General features: G+C 67.7%; 20 protein-coding genes and 1 pseudogene. 11 read left to right on the forward strand and 10 right to left on the reverse strand.

The genetic code is table 11. The features are described 5' to 3' along the window. Positions 1 to 75: 75 nt before the first annotated feature. Positions 76 to 1,158 (reverse strand): hypothetical protein, encoded by a 1,083-nt coding sequence (locus BLU08_RS02045; protein ID WP_090194598.1) that lies wholly within the window; start codon positions 1,156 to 1,158, stop codon positions 76 to 78. Then, entirely contained in the window at positions 1,158 to 2,237 is a 1,080-nt protein-coding gene (locus BLU08_RS02050) for a phosphotransferase (RefSeq protein ID WP_090194600.1), read from the reverse strand. Before BLU08_RS02050 ends, BLU08_RS02045 begins: the two co-directional genes overlap by 1 nt. A 188-nt stretch (positions 2,238 to 2,425) precedes the next feature. On the opposite strand from BLU08_RS02050, the gene BLU08_RS02055 reads away from it, so the two are divergent. Both BLU08_RS02055 and BLU08_RS02060 read left to right on the forward strand, forming a co-directional pair. After that, the gene (locus BLU08_RS02055; protein ID WP_090194602.1) at positions 2,426 to 5,407 is read left to right on the forward strand and encodes a TonB-dependent receptor; all 2,982 of its coding nucleotides are present in this window, start codon (positions 2,426 to 2,428) and stop codon (positions 5,405 to 5,407) included. A 123-nt stretch (positions 5,408 to 5,530) separates the two neighbouring features. Continuing rightward, on the forward strand, positions 5,531 to 6,820 hold the full coding sequence (locus BLU08_RS02060; protein ID WP_090194605.1) for an O-acetylhomoserine aminocarboxypropyltransferase: 1,290 nt from the start codon (positions 5,531 to 5,533) through the stop codon (positions 6,818 to 6,820). Here the strand turns inward: BLU08_RS02060 and BLU08_RS02065 are convergent. Beyond that, positions 6,817 to 7,533 (reverse strand): endonuclease/exonuclease/phosphatase family protein, encoded by a 717-nt coding sequence (locus BLU08_RS02065; RefSeq protein WP_090194607.1) that lies wholly within the window; start codon positions 7,531 to 7,533, stop codon positions 6,817 to 6,819. The two genes, BLU08_RS02060 and BLU08_RS02065, sit on opposite strands and share 4 nt — an antisense overlap. Before the next feature lie 133 nt (positions 7,534 to 7,666). Here BLU08_RS02065 and BLU08_RS02070 point away from each other — a divergent pair, with 133 nt between their 5' ends. Continuing rightward, positions 7,667 to 9,205, forward strand: a complete 1,539-nt coding sequence (locus tag BLU08_RS02070) for a phosphatidylserine/phosphatidylglycerophosphate/cardiolipin synthase family protein (protein WP_197676889.1) — start codon at positions 7,667 to 7,669, stop codon at positions 9,203 to 9,205. Positions 9,206 to 9,321: 116 nt separating this feature from the next. Then, entirely contained in the window at positions 9,322 to 9,918 is a 597-nt protein-coding gene (locus BLU08_RS02075; RefSeq protein ID WP_233996050.1) for a GNAT family N-acetyltransferase, read from the forward strand. On the opposite strand, the gene BLU08_RS02080 is transcribed toward BLU08_RS02075, so the two are convergent. Further along, positions 9,915 to 11,177: a glutamate-5-semialdehyde dehydrogenase gene (locus BLU08_RS02080; protein ID WP_090194609.1), complete on the reverse strand. Its 1,263-nt coding sequence runs from the start codon at positions 11,175 to 11,177 to the stop codon at positions 9,915 to 9,917. The two genes, BLU08_RS02075 and BLU08_RS02080, sit on opposite strands and share 4 nt — an antisense overlap. 43 nt (positions 11,178 to 11,220) lie before the next feature. Then, on the reverse strand, positions 11,221 to 11,997 hold the full coding sequence (proC, locus tag BLU08_RS02085) for a pyrroline-5-carboxylate reductase (protein WP_255361269.1): 777 nt from the start codon (positions 11,995 to 11,997) through the stop codon (positions 11,221 to 11,223). A 203-nt stretch (positions 11,998 to 12,200) separates the two neighbouring features. Here proC and proB point away from each other — a divergent pair, with 203 nt between their 5' ends. From proB to BLU08_RS02110, 5 genes are all read left to right on the forward strand, one after another. Continuing rightward, the gene (proB, locus tag BLU08_RS02090; protein ID WP_233996051.1) at positions 12,201 to 13,346 is read left to right on the forward strand and encodes a glutamate 5-kinase; all 1,146 of its coding nucleotides are present in this window, start codon (positions 12,201 to 12,203) and stop codon (positions 13,344 to 13,346) included. 123 nt (positions 13,347 to 13,469) lie between these two features. After that, on the forward strand, positions 13,470 to 15,149 hold the full coding sequence (locus BLU08_RS02095; protein ID WP_090194615.1) for an acyl-CoA dehydrogenase family protein: 1,680 nt from the start codon (positions 13,470 to 13,472) through the stop codon (positions 15,147 to 15,149). Positions 15,150 to 15,200: 51 nt separating this feature from the next. Then, positions 15,201 to 15,944, forward strand: a complete 744-nt coding sequence (otsB, locus tag BLU08_RS02100) for a trehalose-phosphatase (protein ID WP_090194617.1) — start codon at positions 15,201 to 15,203, stop codon at positions 15,942 to 15,944. A 2-nt stretch (positions 15,945 to 15,946) separates the two neighbouring features. Further along, the gene (locus tag BLU08_RS02105) at positions 15,947 to 17,752 is read left to right on the forward strand and encodes a glycoside hydrolase family 15 protein (protein ID WP_090194619.1); all 1,806 of its coding nucleotides are present in this window, start codon (positions 15,947 to 15,949) and stop codon (positions 17,750 to 17,752) included. Beyond that, positions 17,749 to 19,167, forward strand: a complete 1,419-nt coding sequence (locus tag BLU08_RS02110; RefSeq protein WP_090194622.1) for a trehalose-6-phosphate synthase — start codon at positions 17,749 to 17,751, stop codon at positions 19,165 to 19,167. Before BLU08_RS02105 ends, BLU08_RS02110 begins: the two co-directional genes overlap by 4 nt. 25 nt (positions 19,168 to 19,192) lie before the next feature. On the opposite strand, the gene BLU08_RS02115 is transcribed toward BLU08_RS02110, so the two are convergent. Beyond that, a complete protein-coding gene (locus BLU08_RS02115; protein WP_157674429.1) occupies positions 19,193 to 19,648 on the reverse strand; it encodes a response regulator transcription factor in 456 nt (151 codons plus the stop codon). A 201-nt stretch (positions 19,649 to 19,849) separates the two neighbouring features. Here BLU08_RS02115 and BLU08_RS02120 point away from each other — a divergent pair, with 201 nt between their 5' ends. Further along, positions 19,850 to 20,653, forward strand: a complete 804-nt coding sequence (locus BLU08_RS02120) for a tyrosine-protein phosphatase (protein WP_090194627.1) — start codon at positions 19,850 to 19,852, stop codon at positions 20,651 to 20,653. 55 nt (positions 20,654 to 20,708) lie between these two features. Beyond that, on the forward strand, positions 20,709 to 21,689 hold the full coding sequence (gene trxB / locus BLU08_RS02125; RefSeq protein ID WP_090194629.1) for a thioredoxin-disulfide reductase: 981 nt from the start codon (positions 20,709 to 20,711) through the stop codon (positions 21,687 to 21,689). A gap of 46 nt (positions 21,690 to 21,735) precedes the next feature. On the opposite strand, the gene BLU08_RS02130 is transcribed toward trxB, so the two are convergent. The 4 genes and pseudogenes from BLU08_RS02130 to BLU08_RS02145 all read right to left on the reverse strand — a co-directional run bounded on the left by BLU08_RS02130 (position 21,736) and on the right by BLU08_RS02145 (position 24,603). After that, positions 21,736 to 22,206: an MAPEG family protein gene (locus tag BLU08_RS02130; RefSeq protein WP_233996052.1), complete on the reverse strand. Its 471-nt coding sequence runs from the start codon at positions 22,204 to 22,206 to the stop codon at positions 21,736 to 21,738. A gap of 11 nt (positions 22,207 to 22,217) precedes the next feature. Further along, positions 22,218 to 22,667: pseudogene (locus tag BLU08_RS02135) on the reverse strand (MAPEG family protein). Between the two features lie 74 nt (positions 22,668 to 22,741). After that, on the reverse strand, positions 22,742 to 23,389 hold the full coding sequence (locus BLU08_RS02140) for a class I SAM-dependent methyltransferase (RefSeq protein ID WP_233996053.1): 648 nt from the start codon (positions 23,387 to 23,389) through the stop codon (positions 22,742 to 22,744). Next, positions 23,389 to 24,603, reverse strand: a complete 1,215-nt coding sequence (locus BLU08_RS02145; RefSeq protein WP_090194632.1) for a DUF3419 family protein — start codon at positions 24,601 to 24,603, stop codon at positions 23,389 to 23,391. The genes BLU08_RS02140 and BLU08_RS02145 overlap by 1 nt, the downstream gene beginning before the upstream one ends. Positions 24,604 to 24,649: the final 46 nt, after the last annotated feature.

Consider the following 24,649-nt stretch of genomic DNA (forward strand, 5'->3'; position numbering starts at 1 on the left):
GCGCGCGCCGGAGCCGGCGCGCACGTCTCAGGGGATGCAACGGGAGGAAGGGTCCGCCGTTCCGCGAAAGACGGCTCAGGCCGGCTCGGCGATCCCCGCAAGGCCGAGCGGCGCATAGGGACCGATGGCGAGCTGTTCGAACACGCCCATGCCCGTCGCATCGCCGGTGACGCGGCAGAGCATCTGGACGTGGAGATTGTCCATCGCGGCGGGGTCGAGTTCGGCCAGCACCAGGTCCTCGCGCGCGGTCCGCAGCGTGCCGTGGTGCAGCCCGTGGCCCCATTCGGGGTGGGTGTAGCCGATCCCCTTCATCTGGAACCGGGCCACGGGCGCAAGCTCGAGCGCGGCGGGCGCGCCGGGAACATCGAGCGCGAGCGAGGCACCCGAAGGCCAGCGCGATCCGGGCTCGAGCGTCGCGGCGAGGGTGCCGTGGCCCTCGGCCACCGCGTCCTGCCCGCAGCCGTCGGCGGCCCATGCCGCGCGGGTGTTCCAGGCGCGGCCTTCGCAGTCGGCATTGACGTGGAAGAAGACCGAGCCGGTTTCGAGGTTGAGCGGGGTCCATTGCCAGAAGAAGGACGGCAGCGGCGCCCCCGGGATCGGCTGCGGATCGCGTTCGCCCACCGGCCGCACGCCCCACGAACGGTCGCGCGTTCCCATCGTGCCGGCGGCCATTTCCTCGCGCACGCCGTCCACCGCGATCCAGCCTTCGTAATGGCCGTTCTGGGTCATCCGCGTGTAGTCCATGAAGGCGCGCGTCCCGGTGCGGTGGAGGAAGCGCGGCTCCTCGATCGGTGCGGCGCGGGCGGTGAAGGTGAATTCCCCCGCGAGGCCATCGGTCTCCTCGATCGTGACCTTCAGCCGCTCGAGCGGCTCGATCACCTCGATCGAGATCGGCCCGACGCGCAGCGCCATGCGTTCCATGCCGAGTTCGCAGCTCGCGTGGAGGCAGTGCTGCACCCCGTCCCGGATGAAGCTGAAATGCGCGTCGGCGATGTCGAGATGCGGATAGACCCCGAAGGCGGCAGCGAAGAACCCGCTCCCGTCGGGCGCATAGCCGTTGAAGAAATAGCGGTCGTAGAAATTCCGGTCGGTGCCCGCATAGGCGATCGGTTCCGGGGTCTGGTGGAGCGGGTAGTCGTCGCCGCGGGTGAGGACCATCACGCGGTCTCCTTCAAGGCTGCAAGGCTGTTTCGTTCGAGCGCGAGGCCGCAGGCCCCGCGCGCCATCGATAGGAAATTGGCATCGCCGCGCTCGGTGCGCTCGACAAAGGCGGCGCTGAATACCGCGGTCGAGACGCCGTGCAGCGCGCCGATGCGATAGTCGTGTTCGATGTCGCCGCGGGAAAGGACGACGCCGCGCGCCGCCATCTCGGCGAGCCACAGGTCGAGCAGCTCCTGCTCGTGCGCGCGGCGCAGCGCGTTGCCGATCCCGCAGCCGAGGAAATAGCCGATATCGGTCATCGCCTTGCCCGTCGTGACCGTCTGCCAGTCGAGGATCGCGATCGGTTCGGCCCCGCCGTTGATGTCGAACAGCATGTTGTCGAGCCGGAAGTCCCCGTGGACGAGGCACTGCGGGGCCTCGTTCCCGCGCTCGAAGAAGCCGGGGGTGGCGGCAAGTTCCTCGCACAGCGCCATGTATTCGGGCTCGAGGCTGCCTGCATAGCGTTCACGGAAGACCGCCTGGGCCTGCGGGTACATCGCGGCGATGCGATCGGAAATCGCGGGGTCGGGCCTGATCCAGTCGGCTTCGAGGAGATCGCGCCGGTGCCAGCTCCCGGCATGGATCGCGGCGGCTTCGCGGATGCCTGCGCGCGCGTCCTCGATCCCGCAGCCCGCCACCTGGTCGCCGCCGCGCGCCGGGCCGAGATCCTCGAACAGGATGACCTGCCCGCTCCCGTCGGCGCTGACATGGGCGGCAAGCACGCGGGGCACGCGCACGCCGAGCAGCGGCGCGGCCTCGCGGTAGAAGCCGACCTCCTTGGCGTAGAGCCCCATCAGCGCCGCCGTGCCGCGGCTGGTTTCGTCGGCGGCGCCGAACTTGGCCGCGAGCGTTGGCGGGCCGATCCCTTCGGGCGCATAACGCAGGTGGAAGCGGACCGAATCGCCCACCTGCCCGGTCCCGATCGGTTCCCAGTCGAAACCGCTCACCCGGCCGTCTTCGATCAGGCCGTTGTCGCGCAGGCGGTCCGACAGCCATTCGGCCGTCACCGCATCGGCGTGCGTCGGATAGTCGTCCAATTTTCCTCTCTCCCGACCCTAGGCTTAGGCCGGGCGGGCGGGTGCCGCAATGGTGATTGTGACAAGCGGTGCGCCATGACGAGTGCGCGAACCGGCGCCCGATGACATTTTTCTTACCTGCATCCGCAGAAATGGGTTATAATCTTGCTCCAGAGCCGTCCAAACGGCCGAAATTGGGGGAGAATGTCATGAAAGTCAGAGCCTTTCTGCTTGCCGGGATTTGCCTTGCATCCGTCGCGACGCCCGCCTTCGCCCAGACCTCGGGCGAGGAGGAGAGGGACGAATTGCCCGAAGCGCCGCGGGAAGTCCCCGAAGCGCCGCGGGAAGCCAACGTCATCATCGTCACCGCCCAGCGCCAGGCGCAGAGCCTGCAGGAAGTCCCGCTCGCGGTGACCGCATTCGATGCCGAAACGCTGCAGGCGCAGCAGATCGAGAACGCGAGCGACCTCCAGCTGACCTTGCCCAACGTCTCCTTCACCAAGGGGAATTTCACCGGTTCGAGCTTCACCATCCGTGGGATCGGCGACCTGTGCGTGGGCGTGAGCTGCGACAGCGCGACCGGGATCGCGCTCAATTCCGCGCCGCTGTTCAACACCCGCCTGTTCGAGACCGAATATTTCGACCTCGAACGGATCGAGGTCCTGCGCGGGCCGCAGGGCACGCTGTTCGGGCGCAACGCGACCTCGGGCGTGGTCAACATCATCACCGCCAAGCCCGACCTCAACGCCTTCGGCGGCAGCGCGCAGTTCGAATACGGCAATTTCGATTCGATCCGCGCCCAGGCCATGCTCAACCTGCCGATCGGCGACACGCTGGGCGCGCGCGTGGCGGGCTTCTTCCTCAAGCGCGACGGGTTCACCGAAAACCTGTTCGACGGCGAACGCATCGACGGGCGCGAGCAGTTCGCGATCCGCGGCTCGCTGCGCTGGGAGCCGGGGCCGGACACGACGATCGACCTCATGGGCTATTACTTCCGCGAGGACGACGACCGCCTCCGCATCCAGAAGCAGCTCTGCCAGCGCGATCCGACCGGCGTGCTCGGCTGCCTCAACAACCGCCGCGACTTCGACCAGCTGAACGGCAATTCGACCTTCACCGGCACGCTCGGATCGGAGGAATTCCTCCAGCTCAACGGCCTTCCCCCGGGCTTCGGCCTCAACAGCCTCTACGGCCCCGACGGCTACGCCAATTTCACCGAGCCCGACGACGTGCGCCAGGTGAACACGCAGTTCACGCCCGAATATTTCGCGGACGAACTGCAGATCCAGGCGCATCTCGAACAGAATTTCGGCGCGATCGCACTCAGCGTCACGGGCACCTACCAGGAAAGCTCGGTCGATTCGCGGCAGGATTACAACCTCGGGATCAACGACCCGGCCTTCTACGCCCCCGCGCTGGCCCAGCTTTCGACCTTCGCCAATCCGGCGGCGGTCGGACCGGACACGGCGGCCTATTTCCAGCCGATCGTCGATGCGATCATCCCGAACGGCCCCGGCGGCGAGCTGTGCACCTCCGACGCGCGGCTCGACAATCGCGGCGCGTTCGAGGGCTTTGCGGTCTGTTCGCCGGCCGGCCAGCAATTCGACCGCTCGAACCAGGACGACCGCGCCTGGTCGGTCGAGGCGATCATGTCTTCCGATTTCGACGGGCCGTTCAACTTCCTCCTCGGCGGGATCTATGCCGATCTCGAAACGAGCGAGAACAGCTATTTCGTGAACGCCTTCGCGATCGATTACATCGCCGGCCTGCTCGGTTCGTTCAACGCGCTCGGCGCCGGGCTTCCGCCATCCTATCTCGCGACCTCGTTCTTCCGCAACAACACGCAGGACTATCGGCTGGAAAGCTGGGGCATTTTCGGCGAGGTCTATTTCGACATCACCGACCGTCTGAAATTCACCGGCGGCCTGCGCTACAACGACGATTCCAAGTCGATCACCGCGCGTTCGACCCTGGCGAGCTTCCTCAATCCCTATTCGAACGACGGCGATCCGTTCACCTCGCCCTTCGTCGGGCTGTTCGACGCCGATCCGGGCCTGCCGGGCAACCAGGTATCGCAGGAACGGTCGGTCGCCTTCAACGAGATCACCGGCCGCGCGGTGCTCGATTTCCAGATCACGCCCGACAACCTCGTCTATGCGTCCTATTCGCGCGGCTACAAGTCGGGCGGGATCAACCCGCCGCTGCAGCCGATCTTCAACGTGCCCGAAAGCTTCGGTCCCGAAACGATCGACGCCTTCGAAATCGGGACGAAGAACACCTTCGCGAACGGGGCGCTGCAACTCAACGCGACGGCGTTCTACTACAAGTACAAGGACCTGCAACTGAGCCGCATCATCGCGCGCACATCCGTCAACGACACGATTGATGCCGATATCTGGGGCGTCGAACTGGAAGGCGTCATCCGGCCTTCGCCCGATTGGCTGATCAACATGAATTTCAGCTACCTCAACGCCGAGGTCGCGGGCGACCAGTTCTTCTCCAACCCGCGCGATCCGGGCGGCGGGGACGACAATGCGGTGATCGTCAAGGACATCACCAACGGGTCGCTGTGCGCGGTCACGGGCGCGCAGCAGGGCGGGCCGGACAGCTTCGTCAACTTCGTCAATTCCGAACTCAACGCGGGCAATGTCGCGGGCCTCGCCGCGCCCTCCACCGCGCCGCTGCAGGGCACGACCGAGTTTCCGGCGGATGGCGGGATCGCCTCCTCTGGCGCGTTCAGCATCTGCGAGGTGCTGCAGGGCTATGCCGCCTCGCCCGCGGGGGACCTGTTCGGCGGGGTCGAGGTGCTGAGCCCCGGCGTCGAGGTCAACCTGCGCGGCAACAAGCTGCCGCAGGCGCCGACGATCAAGGCTTCGGCCGGGGTGCAGTACACGCTCGACATGAACGATTCGCTGAGCCTCGTGCCGCGTTTCGACGTGGCGCTGACGGGCGAGCAGTTCGGCAATGTCTTCAACGGCCGGGTCAACCGCATCGCGCCCTTCGTCCAGGCGAACGCTCAGGTCCAGCTCAACTCGGTCGACGGCTGGTTCGTGCGCGGGTTCATCCAGAACATCTTCGACAGCAATTCGACCACCGGCCTTTACGTGACCGATGCGTCCTCGGGGCTGTTCACCAACATCTTCACGCTCGATCCGCGGCGTTACGGCGTCGCGATCGGCGCGAGCTTCTAGCAGCGGCATCGCTGCCAGGGATCGGGGAGGGGGCCGGGCGACCGGCTCCCTCCTTTCGTTTGCGCGGCCGTGCCGCTTGTGGTTGAAGCCGCGCGCCCCTGTCGCCGATTGAAGGACCGATCCATGACCGACCTGAAGCTCGAATCGCTCGCCGTGCATGGCGGCTGCGCGCCCGATCCCGCCACGAACGCGCGGATCACGCCGATCTACCAGACCGCGAGCTACGTCTTCGACGATGCCGGGCACGCCGCCGACCTGTTCGCTCTCAGGCAGTTCGGCAACATCTATTCGCGCATCATGAACCCGACCAATGATGCGGTGGAAAAGAAGATCGCGGCGATGGAAGGCGGCGTCGGCGCGCTCGGCCTCGCCAGCGGCCACGCGGCGCAGCTCGTCGCGTTCCACACGCTGATGGAGCCGGGCTGCAACATCGTCGCGGCGAAGAAGCTCTATGGCGGCTCGCTCAACCAGATGGGCGAGGCGTTCCGCAAGTTCGGCTGGGAAACGCGCTTCGTCGATGCCGACGACCCTGAGAACGTGCGCGCGGCGATGGACGCGAAGACGCGCTGCGTCTTCGTGGAAAGCCTCGCCAATCCGGGCGGCGTCGTGACCGACATCCGCGCCATTGCGGACGTGGCGCATGAAGGCGGGGTGCCGCTGATCGTCGACAACACCATGGCGACCCCGATCCTGTGCCGCCCCTTCGAACACGGCGCGGACATCGTCACGCATTCGACGACCAAGTTCCTGAACGGTCACGGCAATGCGGTGGGCGGGGTGATCGTCGATTCGGGGAATTTCGACTGGCGCGCGCAGGGGGCGAAGTTCCCCAGCCTGACCGAGCCCAACGGCTCCTATCACGGCGCAGTGCTGGTCGATGCGCTGGAACCGATCGGTCCCATCGCCTTCATCACCGCCTGCCGCGTGCTCGGCCTGCGCGATCTCGGGCCGGCCCTCGCGCCCCAGAACGCCTGGCTCGCGCTGACCGGCATGGAAACGCTTGCGCTGCGCATGGAACGGCATTGCGACAACGCGCTGGCAGTGGCCCGGTGGCTGAGCGCGCACGACAGGATCGAATGGGTCTCTTACGCCGGGCTCGACGGCAACCCGTACAAGCCGCTCGCCGACAGGTATCTCGGCGGGAAGGGCGGGGCGGTCTTCACCTTCGGCGTGAAGGGCGGCTACGAGGCGGGGGTCAAGCTTGTCTCGAATGTCGGGATGTTCAGCCATCTCGCCAATATCGGCGACACGCGCTCGCTCATCATCCACCCGGCCTCGACCACGCACAGCCAGCTGGGCGAAGCCGAACTGGTGGCGGCGGGCGCAGGTCCGGACGTGGTGCGGATCTCGGTCGGGATCGAGCACGTGGACGACATCATCGCCGATCTCGACCAGGCTCTCGCGAAGATCTAGCCGAGGGTGAATTCTGCCCAGACCGGAAGGTGATCCGAGGCGCGCGAGGCGAGGGCGCCGCGATGCACGCCGCAATCCTCAAGGGTGAGCCGGGCGCAATGCATGATCCGGTCGAGCCGCCCGACCGGGCGTGCGGCGTGAAAGCTCGGCCCCGGGTCGAGGATGCTGAAATGCCGCTCGAATTCGCGGAACGTGCCCGCCCGGGCGCGCCATTCGTTGAGGTCGCCCATCAGCACGGTCGCGCCCCGCTCGCTCGCCGCTGCCGCAAGATCGGCGATGACCCGCGCCTGCCGGGTGCGCCACAGGCCGGACAGGTCGAGATGCATCCCGAACACCGCAAGGCTGCGCCCGGCCACGCCAAGCGTCGCCGTCACCACGCCGCGCGGTTCGAGGCAGGGGATGTGGATGATGTCGTGATGTTCGACCGTGATCCCTCGCCGCACGAGCAGCGCATTGCCGTGCCAGCCCATCGAATCGACCTGCACGTCGAGCGGCACCGCCTCGTAATCGCTGTGGTTCTCGATCAGGACCTGCGGCAGCACGCTTTCGCGCGTGCCGAAGCGCCGGTCGGCTTCCTGCAGCGCGACGATATCGGCATCGATTTCGCCCAGCACGCGCAGGATTCGCAGCGGATCGCGCCGCCGGTCGAGCCCGATGCCCTTGCGGATATTGTAGCTTGCCACCTTCACGCGTGTGGTTTCCCGGTCAGCCATGGGCCCTCGTAAAGCTCCCGTAACGCTCCTCGTCGCAGCGCCCCTAGCACAGCACGCGCGGGCCTGCATCGCTGGCCATGGCGTGCCGCGGGGGCTAGGGGGCACCTTCCGGGACGGCAAGGGAGACGCAGGCGTGCTGAAATGGCTGGCGATCCTGGGCGCGGCGATCGCCCTTGCGCTCGCCCTGATCGCCCGCCTCTATCGCCTGCCCCGCAAGCCCGCGCAGCCGCCCGAACCGCCGCGCCTCGACGGGGGCGACACGGCGCTCGCACGGATGGTGGCGGCGCTCGCGCTCGGTCCCGACCGCGCAAGCGCGGTGCAGCCGCTGCGCGAGGGCAAGGCCGCTTTCGCCGCCCGGCTCGCCCTCATCGACCGGGCGGAGCGATCGATCGATGTCGAATGCTACATCTGGCACCGCGACCTCACCGGCGTGCTGATGCTCGACCGGCTGCGCGCGGCAGCGGATCGCGGGGTGGCGGTGCGGCTCCTGCTCGACGACTTGGGCATTTCCGGTCTGGATGCGATCCTTGCCGAGTTGAACCGGCACGAGAACATCTCGGTCCGGCTCTACAATCCCTTCGGCCTGCGCCGCCCGCGCCTGCTCAACTACCTGTTCGACTTCGTTCGCCTCAACCGCCGGATGCACGGCAAGTCGCTGACCGTCGACGGCGCGCTCGCGATCACCGGCGGGCGCAACGTGGGCGACGAATATTTCGACACGGGGGACGAGCCCGCCTTCGTCGATCTCGACGTGATCGCGGGCGGCGCGGTGGTGGCGGACATCGCCCGGCATTTCGCCGAGTTCTGGGCTTCGCGCTCGGCCTACCGGGTCGACCGGGTGATCCGGCAGGCGCCCGCGCCGTCCGGCGCCCTGGACCGTGCGCTCGCCGAACTCACGGACAGCGCCGAACACCGCCGCTATGCGCGCGAGCTGGCGGAGCATGGGGAGGCCCGCTCGCTGGCGGCGGGCGAATTCGACCTGGAACCGGTCGCGGCCCGGCTGGTTCGCGATGCGCCCGACAAGACGCTCGGCAGCGTGCTCGCCGGGCACCTCATGGTCGATGATCTCGCGGCGATCCTGACGGGCGTCGAACACAGCCTCGACCTCGTCTCGCCCTATTTCGTGCCGGGCGAGCGCGGGATGGCGGAATTCGTGCGGCTGGCGGGGCGCGGCGTGCGGCTGCGGGTGCTGACCAATTCGCTCGCCGCGAACGACGTCGCGCTCGTCCACGCGGGCTATCGCAAGTATCGCCGCCGGCTGCTCGAAGCCGGGATCGAACTGTTCGAATTGAAGCGCGAGGCTTCGCCCATGGCGCGGCGGTCGGATGCGGGCGCGCTGGGCTCGCGCGGGTCGAGCCTCCACGCCAAGACCTTCGCCGCCGACGGCCGGACCGTGTTCGTCGGCTCGTTCAATTTCGACCCGCGCTCGGTCTGGCTCAACACCGAAAGCGGGCTGGTGATCGAAAGCGAGGCGATCGCGCACGAGCTGTCGCGGCTGATGGAGGATGACCTCGCCCGGCTCGCCTATCGGGTGGCGCTCGATGCGAAGGGGCGGATGCGCTGGGAGGACCTGGCGACGGGCGCAGTGCACCATGCCGATCCGGGCAGTCCGCTGGCGCTGCGCGCCGGGCTGTGGGCGGCGGGCAAGCTGCCGATCGAATGGCTGCTGTGATCGTGCGATCGGCGGTCCGCCCGACCGGCGGCTGCCGGCAATCGCCTGCGGACACGCTTGAATGCGCGGGCGGGGCGCGGCATCCTTGCCGCCGAAAGCGCGAGGCAGGTTTTCGCATGATCATCGACACGCAGCTCAACGACGGGACGCCGATCTGCATCCGCACCCTGCGCCGCGACGACGAGGCGCTGCTGCGCGCGGGGATCGCCCGGCTGTCGCCCCATTCGCGCTACCTGCGGTTCTTCTCCGGGATGCGCGAGCCGCCGCAGGGGGTGATCGACAAGCTGCTCGACGTCGACGGGCACGACCACATCGCCTGGGGCGCGATCCGCATCGACCTTGCCGAACGGCCCGCGCTCGGTGTCGTCCACGCCTTCCGCGATGCGACACGTCCCGACCGGGCCGAGTTTTCGGTCGCGGTGATCGACGACTATCACGGTCTCGGCCTCGCGCGGCTGCTGACCGCGACATTGCTGCACGATTGCCGGCGCGAGGGGCTCGAAACGCTGTCCGTCAGCATCCTGCCCGAGAATGCCGGCGCGATCCGGCTTACCCGGCTGCTCGGCGGGCACCGGACCGAGCAGTTCGGCGGGGAGCGCGGCGAGGTCGCCGAATTCGACATCGACATCGACGAAGCGCTCGAAAGCCTGCGCCGCGACGGGACGACGAAGGGGCTTGCGGCGGTGTTCGAAGCCTTCGGGCGGGCGGATTAGGGCCGGGTCTGGCCGTTCCCGCGCACGACATACTTGAAGCTGCACAATTGTTCGAGCCCGACCGGCCCGCGCGCGTGCATCTTGCCTGTCGCGATCCCGATTTCCGCGCCCATGCCGAATTCGCCCCCGTCGGAAAACTGGGTCGAAGCGTTGTGCATCACGACCGCGCTGTCGATCGCGGTGAGGAAGGCCCGCGCGGCGCCTTCGTCCTCGGTCAGGATCGCGTCGGTGTGGCCGGAGGTGTGCGAGGCGACCCATTCGATCCCTTCCTCGAGGCCGGAGACGATCTTGATCGAGGCAATCGCGTCGAGGAATTCGGTGTCGAAATCCTCCTCGCTCGCAGGCTTTACCCGGGGATCGATCGCAACGGCGGCCGCATCCCCGCGGAATTCGCACTCCGGCATGGCATCGAGCAGCGCCGGAATCGCCTTGTCCGCCACCGCCTCGTCGACGACGACGCTCTCGGTCGCGCCGCAGATGCCGGTGCGGCGCAGCTTGGCGTTGCGCGTCACCGCCACCGCCTTGTCGAGATCGGCGGCGGCGTGGATGTAGCTGTGGCAATTGCCGTCGAGATGGAGCAGCGTTGGCACCTTGGCCTGATCGCGCACCAGTTCGACGAGCCCGCGCCCGCCGCGCGGGATCACGAGATCGACGAGGCCAACGGCCCTGAGGAGCTCCGCGACCGCCTCGCGCGAGGTGGTCTGGACGGTCTGCACCGCTTCGACCGGCAGCCCCGCGGCGTCGAGCCCGGCCTGCATGCAGGCGACGATCTTCCGCGTCGAATGACGGCTTTCCGAGCCGCCGCGCAGGATCACCGCATTGCCCGACTTGAGGCACAGCGCGCTTGCGTCCGCGCCGACATTCGGGCGCGATTCGTAGATCATCCCGATGACGCCGATGGGCACCGCGATCCGTTCGATATGAAGGCCGTTGGGACGCTCGAACGTGGCGAGGACACGGCCGACCGGATCGGGCAGCGCGGCGATCTCTTCCAGCGCCTTTGCCATCCCGGCGATGCGGCCTTCGTCGAGCATCAGGCGGTCGATGAAGCTTTCGGGCTTCTTGCCCCGGACGCTTTCGACGTCCCTGGCGTTCGCCTCGATCAGGTCGGCCGTCGCCTCGCGCAGCGCGCCCGCCGCTTCGCGCAGGGCCGTGTTCTTCGCCTCGGTCGAGGCGGCGCGCAATTGCCGCGAGGTGCCTTGCGCCGCGTTGCCGAGCTGGGTGATGTGGATGCGGGGATCGAGATCCTGGCCGGTCATGTGATGTGTTCCTGTCTGTTCAGTTCGGATGAAGGGCCCGGTTTCAGCGCAGTTCGACCGCGCGATCATAGGCCGCTTCGAGCGTTGCGGAAAGGAGGGCCGAGAGTTCGCCCTTGCCGTTGAGCGCGGCGAGCCCGGCGGCCGTCGTGCCGCCCTTGCTGGTCACCGAATCGCGCAGCGTTTCGAGCTCCTCGCCGCTTTGCGCGGCCATCGCGATCGTGCCCTGCAGCGTGCCGATCACCATGGCCCGCGCCTGCGCCTCGTCGAAGCCCAGGGCAATCGCCGCTTCGGTATAGGCGCGGGCGAGTTCGAAGACATAGCCCGGCCCCGACCCTGCAACCGCGGTGAAACGGTCGATCGCGTCCTCGTCCTCCACCGTGATGACGGTGCCGGTGCGCTCCATCATCGCGCGGGCATGGCCGATCTGCGCCTCGCTCGCATCCGCGCTCGCGCACAGCGCGCTCACCCCGGCGCCGATCGCGGCGGGAAGGTTGGGCATGACGCGGATCACCGGCCTGCTGCCGGAGACCTGTTGCAGCCGGGCGATCGAACAGCCCGCGGCGATCGAAAGGAGGTAGCCGTCGTCCGTGAACATCGACGAATAGTCGGGCATGACCTGGTCGATCATCTGCGGCTTGATCGCCGCGACGATCACGTCGAAGCGCCTGTCCGCGACCTCCTCGCGCCGGGAATGGAGCGAAACCCCCTGCGGCGCGCGATCGAGCTGCGGGTCGACGATGGCGAAGGCTTCGTCCCCGCGCATCCAGTTTTCGAGCAGGGCGCCACCCATCTTTCCGCATCCGACAAGTAAAATATTCACGCGCCTTATCTACTCCTATCTGTTCCTGCCAAAAATTTATTTTTCTTCACGAAAAGAGCCGCATTATCAGAGCAAAAATTTATCATGCTGGGTGTGCCGATCGAACACGCCATTGCAAAAATTGTTTTCCCGGCCCGGTTGTGCGCTGCACAATTTGTAACTAGATGGGCGCAGAAGATTTTCAAGCAGAAATGAGGGCATTCGTGTCGGGTAGAAAAAGAGTTGTCGTCAAGGTCGGATCGAGCCTGCTCGCGAACGAGGACCGGCTGACGCCGCGCTTCGGTTTCATGCAGCGCCTGCTTGAGGACATCGCCCGCCTGCGGGACGAAGGGTACGACGTGATCCTCACCTCCTCGGGCGCAGTGGCGCTGGGGCTGAACACGGTCGGGATGACCCGCGAACAGGCGGGCGTCTGCGACAAGCAGGCCGCCGCCGCCTGCGGGATGCCGCTGCTGCTCAACGCCTACAAGCAAGTCGGCCACGAATACGGGCTCGAGATCGCGCAGATCCTGCTGACGCTCGGCGATTTCGAGGATCACCGCCGCTTCCTCAACACCCGCAACACGGTGAACCGCCTCCTGAAGGCGCGGATCATGCCGATCGTGAACGAGAACGACACGATCACGACCGAGGAAATCCGCGTCGGCGACAATGACCGGCTGGCCGCCAAGATCGCCCAGATGGTCGAAGCCGATCACTTCATCATGCTCACCAGCGTCGACGGGCTCTATGATCGCGACCCCTCGCAGGAGGGCGCCGAACTGGTCGAAAGACTGACCGACGTGAACCAGTATCTCGAAGCCGCCTCGGGCATTTCCTCGCTCGGCTCGGGCGGGATGCTGACCAAGCTGCAGGCCGCCAACATGGCCCAGAACGCAGGCTGCACGACCTACATCGCCAATGGCGAGGCGGATTACCCGATCACCTCGGTCATGCATGGCGAGCGTCGCTGCACCGTGTGCATCGCCAATTCCAGGCCCGACTCGCTGTGGGAGACCTGGCTTGCCGACCGGCTGCAGCGCGCGGGCCTATTGGTCATCACCGACGAGGCGGCGGCGCGGATCGGCAAGGGCGAGCCGATCCGGCGTGTGGACGTCACGGGCATGGAGGGTGATTTCAGCCGCGGCGACGTGCTCCACATCTACGACAAGGACGGCACCGAACTCGCCCGCGGGCTTTCGGACTTCACCTCGGACGAGACGCGGGTGATGATCAACAACCAGGACATGCCGGCGGACAAGCTGCTGGGCTATCAGACCAGCGCGGAGATCATCCGGCCCGAAAATCTCGTGGTCCTCGAAAACCGGCACCTGCCCTGGGAGCAGCCGCGCAGCGTTACGACCGGCTGAGGCTCCTTCGCACCCGGCGCGGGCGCCGTGGCGGACTTGCAGCCGGTGGCGTCTGCCCGTTTGCACAGGACCTCGGCGAAAAAGGGAATGCCAAGCGCGGTTCCGCTCTGCTAGCCACCCGGCATGAGCGAGTGGATCGAGAATGCGAAACAGGCCGCCGCGGCGGCGAGGGACTATTGCGGGACGGTGCGTTTGCGCGTGCTTGAACGCGTCGCGCCGGCGGGCACCGTCGATGCGGCGCTCGTCACGCGCGAGCAGCACGCCGTCCACGGTTTCGCCTGGATCGCCGCGACGCTCGCCGCGCTAGAGGCGACGGCGGACTGGGCCGGGCGGGCGCGGGCGAACGGGGATTTCGGCGCGGCGGAAGAGCTGACGCTGAGGATCGGCTTCGGCGAATACCTTGCCCAGCTCGTCTCGGGCGTGCCGATGAGCGCGGGCGAGATCGTGCGGCCGGTCTCGCTCGGCACGGTGCGCGAGGCGGCGGCGCTGGCGGAGGACCCGGCGGTTCGGCGCTTCCTCGAACACGGCAACACGCCCGAAACCCGCGCCGTGCTGGCCGCGCTGCTGGCCGATGGGGCACGTCCCGACGAGAGGCTGGGGGACGAGACGCTCGACCTCGTGCGCGCGCAGTTCCGCGCCTTCACCGCCGACCGCATAACGCCGCACGCGCACCGCTGGCACCTCGCCGACGCGCTGATCCCGGCCGAGGTGATCGCCGAGATGGCCGAGCTCGGCGTGTTCGGCGTGTGCATCGCGGAGGAACATGGCGGGCTTGGCCTCGGCAAGCTGGCGATGTCGGTGGTTTCGGAGGAACTTTCGCGCGGCTGGATCTGCGCCGGGTCGCTCGGCACGCGTTCGGAAATCGCGGGCGAACTGATCGGCGAGAACGGGACCGGGGAACAGAAGGCCCGCTGGCTGCCGCGGATCGCCGATGGCTCGGTCCTGCCGACCGCGGTGTTCACCGAACCCGACACCGGTTCCGACCTTGCCAGCGTGCGCACCCGCGCGCGGCGGCAGGCGGACGGCAGCTGGCGGGTGGACGGAGCGAAGACCTGGATCACCCACGCCGGGCGCGCGGACCTGATGACGCTGATCGCCCGCACCGATCCCGATGCGCCGGGCTACAGGGGCCTGTCGATGTTCCTCGCCGCCAAGACCCGCGGGAGCGAGGCGGAACCCTTCCCCGACCCCGGCATCGACGGGAGCGAGATCGAGGTTCTCGGCTATCGCGGCATGAAGGAATACGCGCTCGGCTTCGACGGGTTCGAGATCGCGGCGGACGGACTGCTCGGCAATGCCGAAGGGCAGGGCTTCAAGCAGCTCATGCGGACCTTCGAGGGCGCGCGCATCCAGACCGCCGCGCGCGCGGTGGGCGTGGCGTGGAACGCCTTCGACCTCGCGCTCGACTATGCCATGGGCCGCAGGCAGTTCGGCGAGCCCCTCACCGCCTTCCCGCGCGTTGCCGACAAGCTCGCGCTGATGGCGGCCGAAACGGTGATGGCCCGCGAACTGACCTATTTCGCCGCCCGGGCGAAGGATCGCGGCGCGCGCTGCGACATCGAGGCGGGGATGGCGAAGCTCCTCGCCGCGCGCACGGCGTGGAGCGCTGCCGACAATGCGGTGCAGGTCCATGGCGGCAATGGCTACGCTCTTGAATACCCGGTCAGCCGGGTGCTGTGCGACGCCCGCATCCTCAACATCTTCGAAGGCGCGGCCGAGATCCAGGCCCAGGTGATCGCGCGCGGGCTGCTCGCCGCGCAGGCCGCCCCCCGCGAGACCGGGAAAATGCGCGAGAGCGCCTAGGCGCGCGGGCTTCGGTTGACCGTGCGGGTGAGGGGTTTAAGGACGCGGTCCATGCAATCCGGTCTCGCACAGCGCACCCCGCCCCGGCTCGCCGACCTGCTGGACGAAGGTCCGACCGCGCTGTTCCTCGATTTCGACGGCACGCTGGTGGACCTCGCCGCCGGTCCCGACCGCATCGCGCCGCGGGCCGGGCTCGCCGGCGCGCTGGCCGCGCTGGCCGGGCGGCTCGAAGGGCGGCTCGCGGTGATCAGCGGGCGCGCGATCGCCGATATCGAACGGCATATCGGCGCGATCGAGATCGCCGCCGCCGGGTCGCACGGCAGCGACATCCGCACCGCTTGCGGTGACGCGCTGGGCGATGGCCCGGCCGGCCTGCCCGACGCGATCGCGCGCGCGCTCGAGGATTACGCCGCGCGCGAAGGCCTCGCCTACGAGGCCAAGCCGCATGGCGGCGCGCTCCATTTCCGCGCCGCGCCCGAACGCGGCGAAGCGGCAAGGCAATTCGCGGGGGAGCTCGCCCGCGAGCACGGCTGGCAGGTTCAGGGGGGCAACAACGTGGTCGAACTCGTCGCGCGCGGCACCAGCAAGGCAGGCGCGGTCCGGGCCTTCATGGAAGCCCATCCCTTCGCGGGCGCGCGACCCTACTTCATCGGCGACGATCTCACCGACGAAGCCGGGTTCGAGGCCTGCGAGGCGATGGGCGGCGCGGGCATCATCGTCGGCGACCGTGAACCTTCGGCGGCGACCTATCGCCTACAAGGCGTCGCCGACGTTCACGCCTGGCTGGGGCTGTGACCATGCACGAGCCCAACCTCCAGCTCTGGCCGATCGGCAATTGCCAGGTCTCGGGCCTGATCGACGAGACCGGCGCGCTCGTCTGGGGCTGCGTGCCGCGGGTCGACGGCGATCCGGTGTTCTGCGCCCTGCTCGACGGGAAGGAGCGCAACGAGGGCATCTGGCGCTTCGAGCTGGAGGGGCAATGCTCGTCCCGGCAGGAATACATCCGCAACACGCCGCACCTCGTCACCACGCTCGAATCGAGCACCGGCGACGCGATCGAGGTGCTCGACTTCTGCCCGCGCTACGAACGTTCGGGCCGGATGTACCGCCCCGTAGCCTGGGTCCGCATCGTCCGGCCGATCCGGGGCAATCCGCGCTTGCGCGTGGTGCTGAAGCCGATGCGCGACTACGGCGCGAAGCCGGCCGAGACGACCAACGGGACCAACCACATCCGCTACCTCGTCGGCGACCAGGCGCTGCGCCTGTCGACCGATGCGCCGGTCGGCTACATCCTCGAAGGCCGCACCTTCCGGATCGAGGAGGACACGCATTTCTTCCTCGGGCCGGACGAACCCTTCGGCGGGAACCTGCGCGAGGACGTGCGCGCGATGGAGCAGCGCAGCCGCCGCTACTGGCAGCGCTGGACCCGGATGCTCGCGATCCCGCTCGAATGGCAGGAAGAGGTGATCCGCTGCGCGATCACGCTGAAGCTCTGCCAGCACGAGGAAACCGGCGCGATCGTCGCCGCGCTCACCACCTCGATCCCCGAGGCGCCGCATTCGGAACGCAACTGGGATTACCGCTACTGCTGGATCCGCGATTCCTACTACACCGTGCAGGCGCTGAACCGGCTCGGCGCGCTCGACGTGATGGAGAAATACCTGCGCTACCTGCGCAACATCGTCGATGCATCGCGCGGGGGGCAGATCCAGCCGCTCTATTCGGTGATGGGTGAAAGCGCGCTCGAGGAAGGCACGGCGGAACATCTCGCGGGCTATCGCGGGATGGGTCCGGTCAGGCGCGGGAACGCCGCCTACACGCAGGTCCAGCACGACTGCTACGGCCAGATCGTCCTGCCGATCGCGCAGGGATTTTTCGACCATCGCCTGCTGCGCCCGGCGACCGAACACGATTTCGAGAACCTCGAACAGGTCGGCAAGATGGCCTGGGCGATGCACGACCAGCCCGATGCGGGCCTGTGGGAATTCCGCACCCGGACCGAGGTCCACACCTATTCCGCCGTCATGTGCTGGGCGGCCTGCGACCGGCTCGCCAATGTCGCGGTGCGTCTCGGCAAGGACGACCGCGCGGCGCTGTGGCGCGAGCGGGCCGAGAGCATCCGCGCCGTGATCGAGGAAAAGGCGTGGAAGGAGAACGGCGAGAGCCAGTTCGGGATGAGCCATTACGGCGCCAGTTTCGAAAGCGACTATCTCGACGCGAGCCTGCTGCAAATGCTCGAACTGCGCTTCCTTTCGCCCGACAACGAACGGTTCAAGCTGACCTTCGCGGCGATCGAGAAGCACCTGCGACGCGGCGACCATATGCTGCGCTACGATGCCGAGGACGATTTCGGTGCGCCCGAGACCGCCTTCAACGTCTGCACTTTCTGGCTGATCGAGGCGCTCGAGGTCGCCGGCCGCCGCGAGGAGGCGCGCACCCTGTTCTGCACCATGCTCAGCCACATGACCGAATCGGGCCTGCTGAGCGAGGATATCGACTATGATACCCATGAATTGTGGGGGAACTTCCCGCAGACCTACTCGCTGGTAGGAGTGATCAATTGTGCGGGGCTTCTGTCGAAACCCTGGAGCGAGGTGAGGTGAGCGCGCAAGACCAGAGACTGGTCGTCATATCGAACCGGGTGGCGGTGCCCAAGGCGCGCGGGGTCGCGGGCGCGCAGGGCGGACTTGCGGGCGCGCTCAACTCCGCGCTCGATAACCGGGGCGGGGTATGGTTCGGCTGGTCGGGCGAGGTCGACGACGAACCGGGCGACAATGTCCACCTCCACCGCGAGGGCGGGGTGACCACCGCGACGATCGACCTCACCACGCGCGAACTCGGCGAATACTACAACGGCTACGCCAACGAGACGCTGTGGCCGCTGTTCCATTACCGGATCGACCTCGCGCGGTTCGAACAGCGCACTGGCGAGGGGTACGAGCGGGTGAACGAGCGGTTCGCCGACAGCGTCATGCCGCTGGTCGATTCCGACGACCTCGTCTGGGTGCACGACTACCACCTGATCCCGCTCGGCGACCGGCTGCGCCAGCGCGGGGCGCGCAACCGGATCGGATTCTTCCTCCACACGCCCTGGCCGCCGACGCGCCTGCTCACCTCGCTGCCCTATCACGAGCGGCTGGTGCGCACGATGCTGGCCTATGACCTGATCGGCTTCCAGACCCGCGAATGGCTGTCGAGCTTCGTCCATTACTGCGAGACCGAGCTCGGCGCGACGTTCGACAAGGAGACCGGCAGGCTGCGCTGCGAGGGGCGGGAGGTGATCGTGCGGGCCTATCCCATCGGGATCGACTGGGACCATTTCCAGGCCCAGGGCGAAACCGGCGAAGCGCGCCAGGCCGAACAGCGATTCCTCTCCTCGACCCGCCACCGCACCGGCATGATCGGGGTCGACCGGCTCGACTATTCGAAGGGCCTGCCCGAACGCATCGACGGGATCGGCCGCTTCTTCGACCAGCACCCGGACCGCACGCGCGACCTCGTCTTCATCCAGATCGCCCCGCCCAGCCGGGAGGACGTGAAGAGCTACCAGCAGATCCGCGAAGTGCTCGAACAGAAGACCGGGCAGATCAACGGCGCCAGAAGCGAGGTCGACATCGTGCCGATCCGCTACGTCAACCGCGGCTACAGCCACGCCGAACTCTACGGCTTCTTCCGCGCCGCCAAGATCGGGCTTGTCACCCCCTTGCGTGACGGGATGAACCTCGTCGCCAAGGAATATGTCGCGGCGCAGGACCCGGAGGATCCCGGCGTGCTCATCCTGTCGGAATTTGCCGGGGCCGCGTTGCAGCTCGGCTGCCAGGACGAGGATGGCGAGGCGAAGGGCGCGGTGCTCGTCAATCCGCACAGCCCCGACGCGCTGGCGCACGCGATCGCGCGGGCGCTCGACATGCCGCGCGAAGAACGCAGGGCGCGTTACGAAGCGATGATCGGGACCGTCCGCGAGGACAATGTCGCAGCCTGGACGGCGCGGTTCTGCGGCGATCTCGCGGCCAATTGATCCGGTCGGCCGACCGGGCTTGCGCTCAGGCGCGGCGCGGTTCGGAAAGGTGGCGCTGCCGGTCGGACGAGGCCCCGCAGCGGTCTTCCCCGCACGCCGTCGCCCATGGTTTGACGCCCGCCTCGAGCACGGCTTCGATCCGCCTCACGAGCGCCGCGGGGTCGAACGGCTTGCGGATGAAATCCTGAGCGCCCGCACGCAGCGCCTCGCCCTCGTCCCCCGCGCCGCGCATCGCGGTGAGGATCACGACCGGCAGGTCGAACAGGAGGGCGGAGGCCCGCAGCCGCGCGAGCAGGGCGAGGCCCGGCATCCCCGGCATATCGCGGTCGAGCAGAAGCAGGTCGGGGCGGCTGGCATGGACGCTTTCCCATGCCGCTTCGGCGCTCGGCACGTGCCGGCTCGGATGGCCCGCCGCGGCGAGCGCTTCGCCGACGATCTCGGCGATCAGGTCGTCGTCGTCGGCGATGAGGATATGGGCCAAGGTCGAGCCTTCATCGAAGCAGGAAATCCGCGCGGGCGAGAACGCTCCCGTAGCGGCGCCGCGTTCAAGCGAGGCTTGGCCTGCGCCTCGGGAGGAACACCTAACCCCGTCGTCCTCGCCCGCGCCGTCTGTGCATTCTGGCCCGGCGCGCGCGCTGGCCCGCTTGCCGCGCCCGCGCGCGCCTGCCACCGTGCGGAGGCAATGATTCGCGATCTCCCGCAAGACCCGCCCGCCGATCCCTTCCTGCCGACGGAGGGCATCCACAACCTGCGCGATTATGGCGGCTACGCGGTCGCCGAAGGCGCGCGGGTGAAACGCGGCGTCCTGTTCCGTTCGGGCCAGCATCTCGAGGCTTCCGACAGCGATCTCGAGACCATCCAGCGGCTCGGCATCCGCACCGTGATCGACCTGCGCGGCGCATCGGAGCGGACCCGCTTTCCCTGCCGCCGCCATGCCCGGTTCGATGCACACGTGATCGCCTATGACGGGGAAACCAGCAATTCCCCGCCCCACGAAGGCGGCGGCGGGGCGATCGCCATGACCGCCGAGATCGCGCGCGAACGGATGCTGGCGGTCTACACGCGGATGCCGGTCAACCCGGCCATGATCGACATCTTCTCGCGCTATTTCGATGCGCTCGCGACCCGCGACGGGGCGAGCCTGGTGCACTGCTTCGCGGGGAAGGACCGCACCGGGATCGCCGCGAGCCTGCTGCTCCACGTCCTGGGCGCGCACCGCGATGACGTGGTGGGCGAATACCTGCGGACCAACGACGCGCCGACCCGCGCCGTGCTCGAACGCCAGTCCCTGCCGCGCATGGAAAAGCACTATGCCGACATCGCGCCCGAAGCGCTGGCGAACCTGATGGGCGTGCTGCCCGAATATATCGAGACCTATTTCCGCGAGGTCGAGCGCATCTCGGGCTCGCTCGACACCTACCTTTCGCGCACGCTCGGCGTGGACGACGACAAGAAGGCGCTGCTGCGCGAACGCCTGCTGGCGTGACAAAAGCACCCGCTGCTCCCATATGCGGCCCGTTCCAGATCGAAAGAGACGACCAATGGCTACCCACCGCACCAAGATGCTCATCATCGGTTCCGGCCCGGCCGGTTATTCGGCGGCGATCTATGCCGCGCGCGCCATGCTGGAGCCGATCGTGGTGCAGGGCCTCCAGCCCGGCGGCCAGCTCACCATCACCACCGATGTCGAGAATTATCCCGGCTTTCGCGAGGTCATCCAAGGCCCCTGGCTGATGGAGGAAATGAAGGCGCAGGCCGAACATGTCGGCACGCGCATGATGTGGGACACGATCGTTTCGGTCGATCTCGAGAACGGCCCTCCGTTCCGCGCGATCGGCGATTCGGGCGACGAATACATCGGCGACACGCTGGTCATCTGCACCGGCGCGCAGGCGAAATGGCTCGGCGTGCCGGGCGAACAGGAGCTGGGCGGCAAGGGCGTTTCAGCCTGCGCGACCTGCGACGGGTTCTTCTATCGCGGCAAGAAGGTCGCGGTGATCGGCGGGGGCAACACCGCGGTCGAGGAAGCGCTCTATCTCACCAACCATTCCGACGACGTGACCCTGATCCACCGCCGCGACTCGCTTCGCGCGGAGAAGATCCTGCAGGACCGCTTCTTCAAGCACCCCAAGACGAGCGTGCTGTGGAACAAGGTCGTCAAGAGCTTCGAGGCGGGGGAGAACGGCGCGCTCGATCACCTCGTGCTCGAGGACACGGTGACGGGCGAAAGCTCCACGTTCAAGGTCGACGGCGCCTTCGTCGCGATCGGCCACGCGCCCGCGACCGAATTGTTCAGGGGCAAGCTGGCGATGGACGAAAGCGGCTATCTCGAGGTTGAGCCGGGCACGCCCAAGACCGCGATCCCCGGCGTCTTCGCGGCGGGCGACGTGTGCGACCACGTCTACCGCCAGGCGGTGACCGCGGCGGGCATGGGCTGCATGGCGGCCCTCGACGGCGAACGCTTCCTCGCGACGCTGGAGGCCGCGCGCAACGAGGAAGCGGCGGTCGAAGCGGCGGAGTGATCGAGCGCCAGGCGTAAGTCCCCGCAGAGGCAGGGACCCGGCCGGTTCAGACCCCCGCCTGGTCCGCGAGGCCGAACACCGCCACCGCTGCCTGCACGATCTGCGCGGCGAGCACGAAGCTCGACAGCGCGAACAGCGCGAACCGGATCGCGACCCGGTTCACCGTCGCCTGGACGAGGCTGTGCGCAACCCGCAAGGCGACGTAAGCCCAGGCGAGCGTGACGTTGATCCCTTCGCCATGCCCGACATAGGCGAGCACGATCGCGACCGCGTAGAACAGCGTCGGCGCCTCGTGCAGGTGGTTGTAGTTGTGCGCCTTCCACTGCACCTCGCGCGGCAGCAGCCGGTCGAGCGAGGCGTCGGGATCGCGCGCGAGGCTGTCGGGATCGACGTTCGCCTTCTGCATGGCGGGCAGGCGGGTCGCATACATCCACGGCCACATCACCATGGTCCACACCATCAGGGCGACCGCCGGCTGGAGGATCGCCATGCCCGAAAGGATGATCTGGTCGCGCATCGGCTGCCTTCCTAAAGCGCCGCAGGATCGGCGAAGGCGGTCGCCATCACCGCCCGCACCGCCAGCACGATCAGCGCCAGGGTCGCGGCGAGGAACAGGGCAAAGCGCACCGGGATCGTGTTGACGAGGATCTGCCAGAGCGAATGGAGGATCCGAAAGCCCACGTAGATCTACGCGAGCGTGACATCGAGCGCGCCCGGACCGATGACGGCGAGGATCAGCGAGATCGCGTAGAACAGGGTCGGCTGTTCGTGCAGGTGCGTGTGGTTGTGCGCCGGCCAGTTCGCCCGGTCGGGGATCACCCCTTCGAGATCGGACCCGCGCACGCCCGGCTTTCCGGGCAGGGTGGACTTGTCTTGGACCTTGGCGATCGAACCGAAACGCGGCGGGATGATCCAGAACAGGACGACGAGCGTCCACAAGACCAGCACCGCCGCTGGCGCGAGCATCTGCGCTTGCATCAACCGATCCCCCGTTGATTCTTCAACCGGTTGCGGTCCTGCGAAAGCGCCGGAGGATTGTCAATTGCAACCGATCAGGCGGAAAGGACGTGGAGCTGGAAATAGCCGAGCTTGCCGCGGGTTTCGCGGTGCGCGAGGCCGCGCTCGCGCGCGATCCGCCGCGCGGCGTCGGGCAGGGCGCTGCGGGTCTCGACGTGGAACTTCGCGAGCCAGGCGTGCAGGCCGCGTTCGAGCGGGCCGGGCAGGCCCGACAGGTCGCCGAAATCGACCACGTGCAGCTCGCCCCCCGGCGCGAGATGCGAGGCGGCATGGTCGAGCGCGCTCTCCCAGTCGGGAATCATCGAAAGCGAATAGGACAGCACGATCCGTTCGAACCCGGCGATATCCTCGCCGAACAGGTCCGCGGGCGCGAAGGCGCAGGCATCGCCCTGTCCGAGCCGCGCCTCGGGGCCGAGCGCCTTGCGCGCGTTCTTGAGCATCTCCTGCGAGATATCGAGCCCGTAGAGCCGCACGCCGGGCCATTTCGCCTTGATCTTCGCAAGGTTGCGCCCGGTTCCGCAGGCCACTTCGAGCACCCGCATCCCGGGACGGGCGCCCAGCCCCTCGATCAGGGTGTCGCGCCCGAAGAGGTAGTACTTGCGGGTGAGGTCGTAGATGTGGCGCTGGCCCCTGTAGACGCTGTCCATCAGCGCCGCATGGCCGGTGCCCTGCGCTTCGACCATCAGGCGAGCTCGTAAAGATGCACGCCGCCATAGATCGAGGAACGGTCCCGCCGCGTGAGATCGGCCGATTCCTCCTCGAGATAGCGCCATTTCGACAGGATCGCCTCGTCGAGCCGGCCGGGCAGCAGGCTCGGTTCGGCGGCGGTGCGGAACAGGACGCGCGCGCCCGGTCGGCTGGCGCGGGTGATGCGGCTCCACAGGTCGTCGAGCTGGGCGTTGTTCATCCAGTCCTGCGCGTCGAGCAGGACGAAACGGTCGAGGCTCGCTTCCTCGCGCGCGCCGATCCAGTGGACCATGTTGGCGTTGACGACATCGATCCGGTCGATCCGCTCGCGCATGGTCTCCCAGTTGGCGCGCTGAAGATAGGGGGGCAGCGGCGCGCCCTCCGAACGGTCATACTGGCGGGCGAAGGCCTGCCAGGCGAAATAGTTGTCCTTGATCTCGAAATCGCAGGCGAGCTTTTCCAGCCGCCGCCGCAGGACCTCGGCCATGCGCTCGTCCCCTGCGAGATGTTCGAACTGCGCCGGCGGAATGCCGAGCCCGAACAGCGAGGCGGGCTGGCTGGTGAGCCAGCGCACGAATTTCTTGTCGAAGACCGGCGCAAGCTCGCGTTCGAACACTTCGCGCTGTTCCTCCAGCGTCTGCGCCTCGAGCACTTTCGACAGGTCGATCTTGTAGAGCTTGGCGAACAGGTGCGCGAGCCCGATGAAATTGCCGAGCAGGCCCTTGCGATAGAGCCCGCGGGTGAAATAGCTGATCCGCCGCCGCCCGCGAATGTCCCGCTTTTCCCAGTAGCGGCGCGATTCCGCATCGAGGTGCGGGGCGATCATCGTGCGATAGACCTGCGAATTTTCCTGGTGATCGGCATGGGCGAAGAAACGGTGGAAACGTTCGTAATTGGGCAGGTGGCGGATCGCGGTGATCTTGAGCTGGCCCAGGGCGACATGGGCGCGGTTGAGATCGACCGCGGTGACCCGGGCCGGGCCGGCGGTGAGATAGGACAGCGCGTTGCAGCTCCCGCTCGCGATGCACATCAGGCGCGTGTCGGGGGTGATCGCCAGCCCTTCCATGTCGACCACCGGGTCTTCCCAGATCTGGGCATAGACCAGCCCCTTGAACGCGAGGGCGAAGGCCTTGTCGAGAAGCTTGTCCCCCACCTTCGCGTCCTTGCGGACCACCGCGTCCTCGATGATCCGCTTAGCCTGTGCTGCCATTTTGCTGTGTGTCCTCGGGTTGGATAAGCGGCGAACCATATGGCCG

The organism is Erythrobacter sp. HL-111 (assembly GCF_900105095.1).
In the GTDB taxonomy this organism is placed as follows: Bacteria; Pseudomonadota; Alphaproteobacteria; order Sphingomonadales; family Sphingomonadaceae; genus Erythrobacter.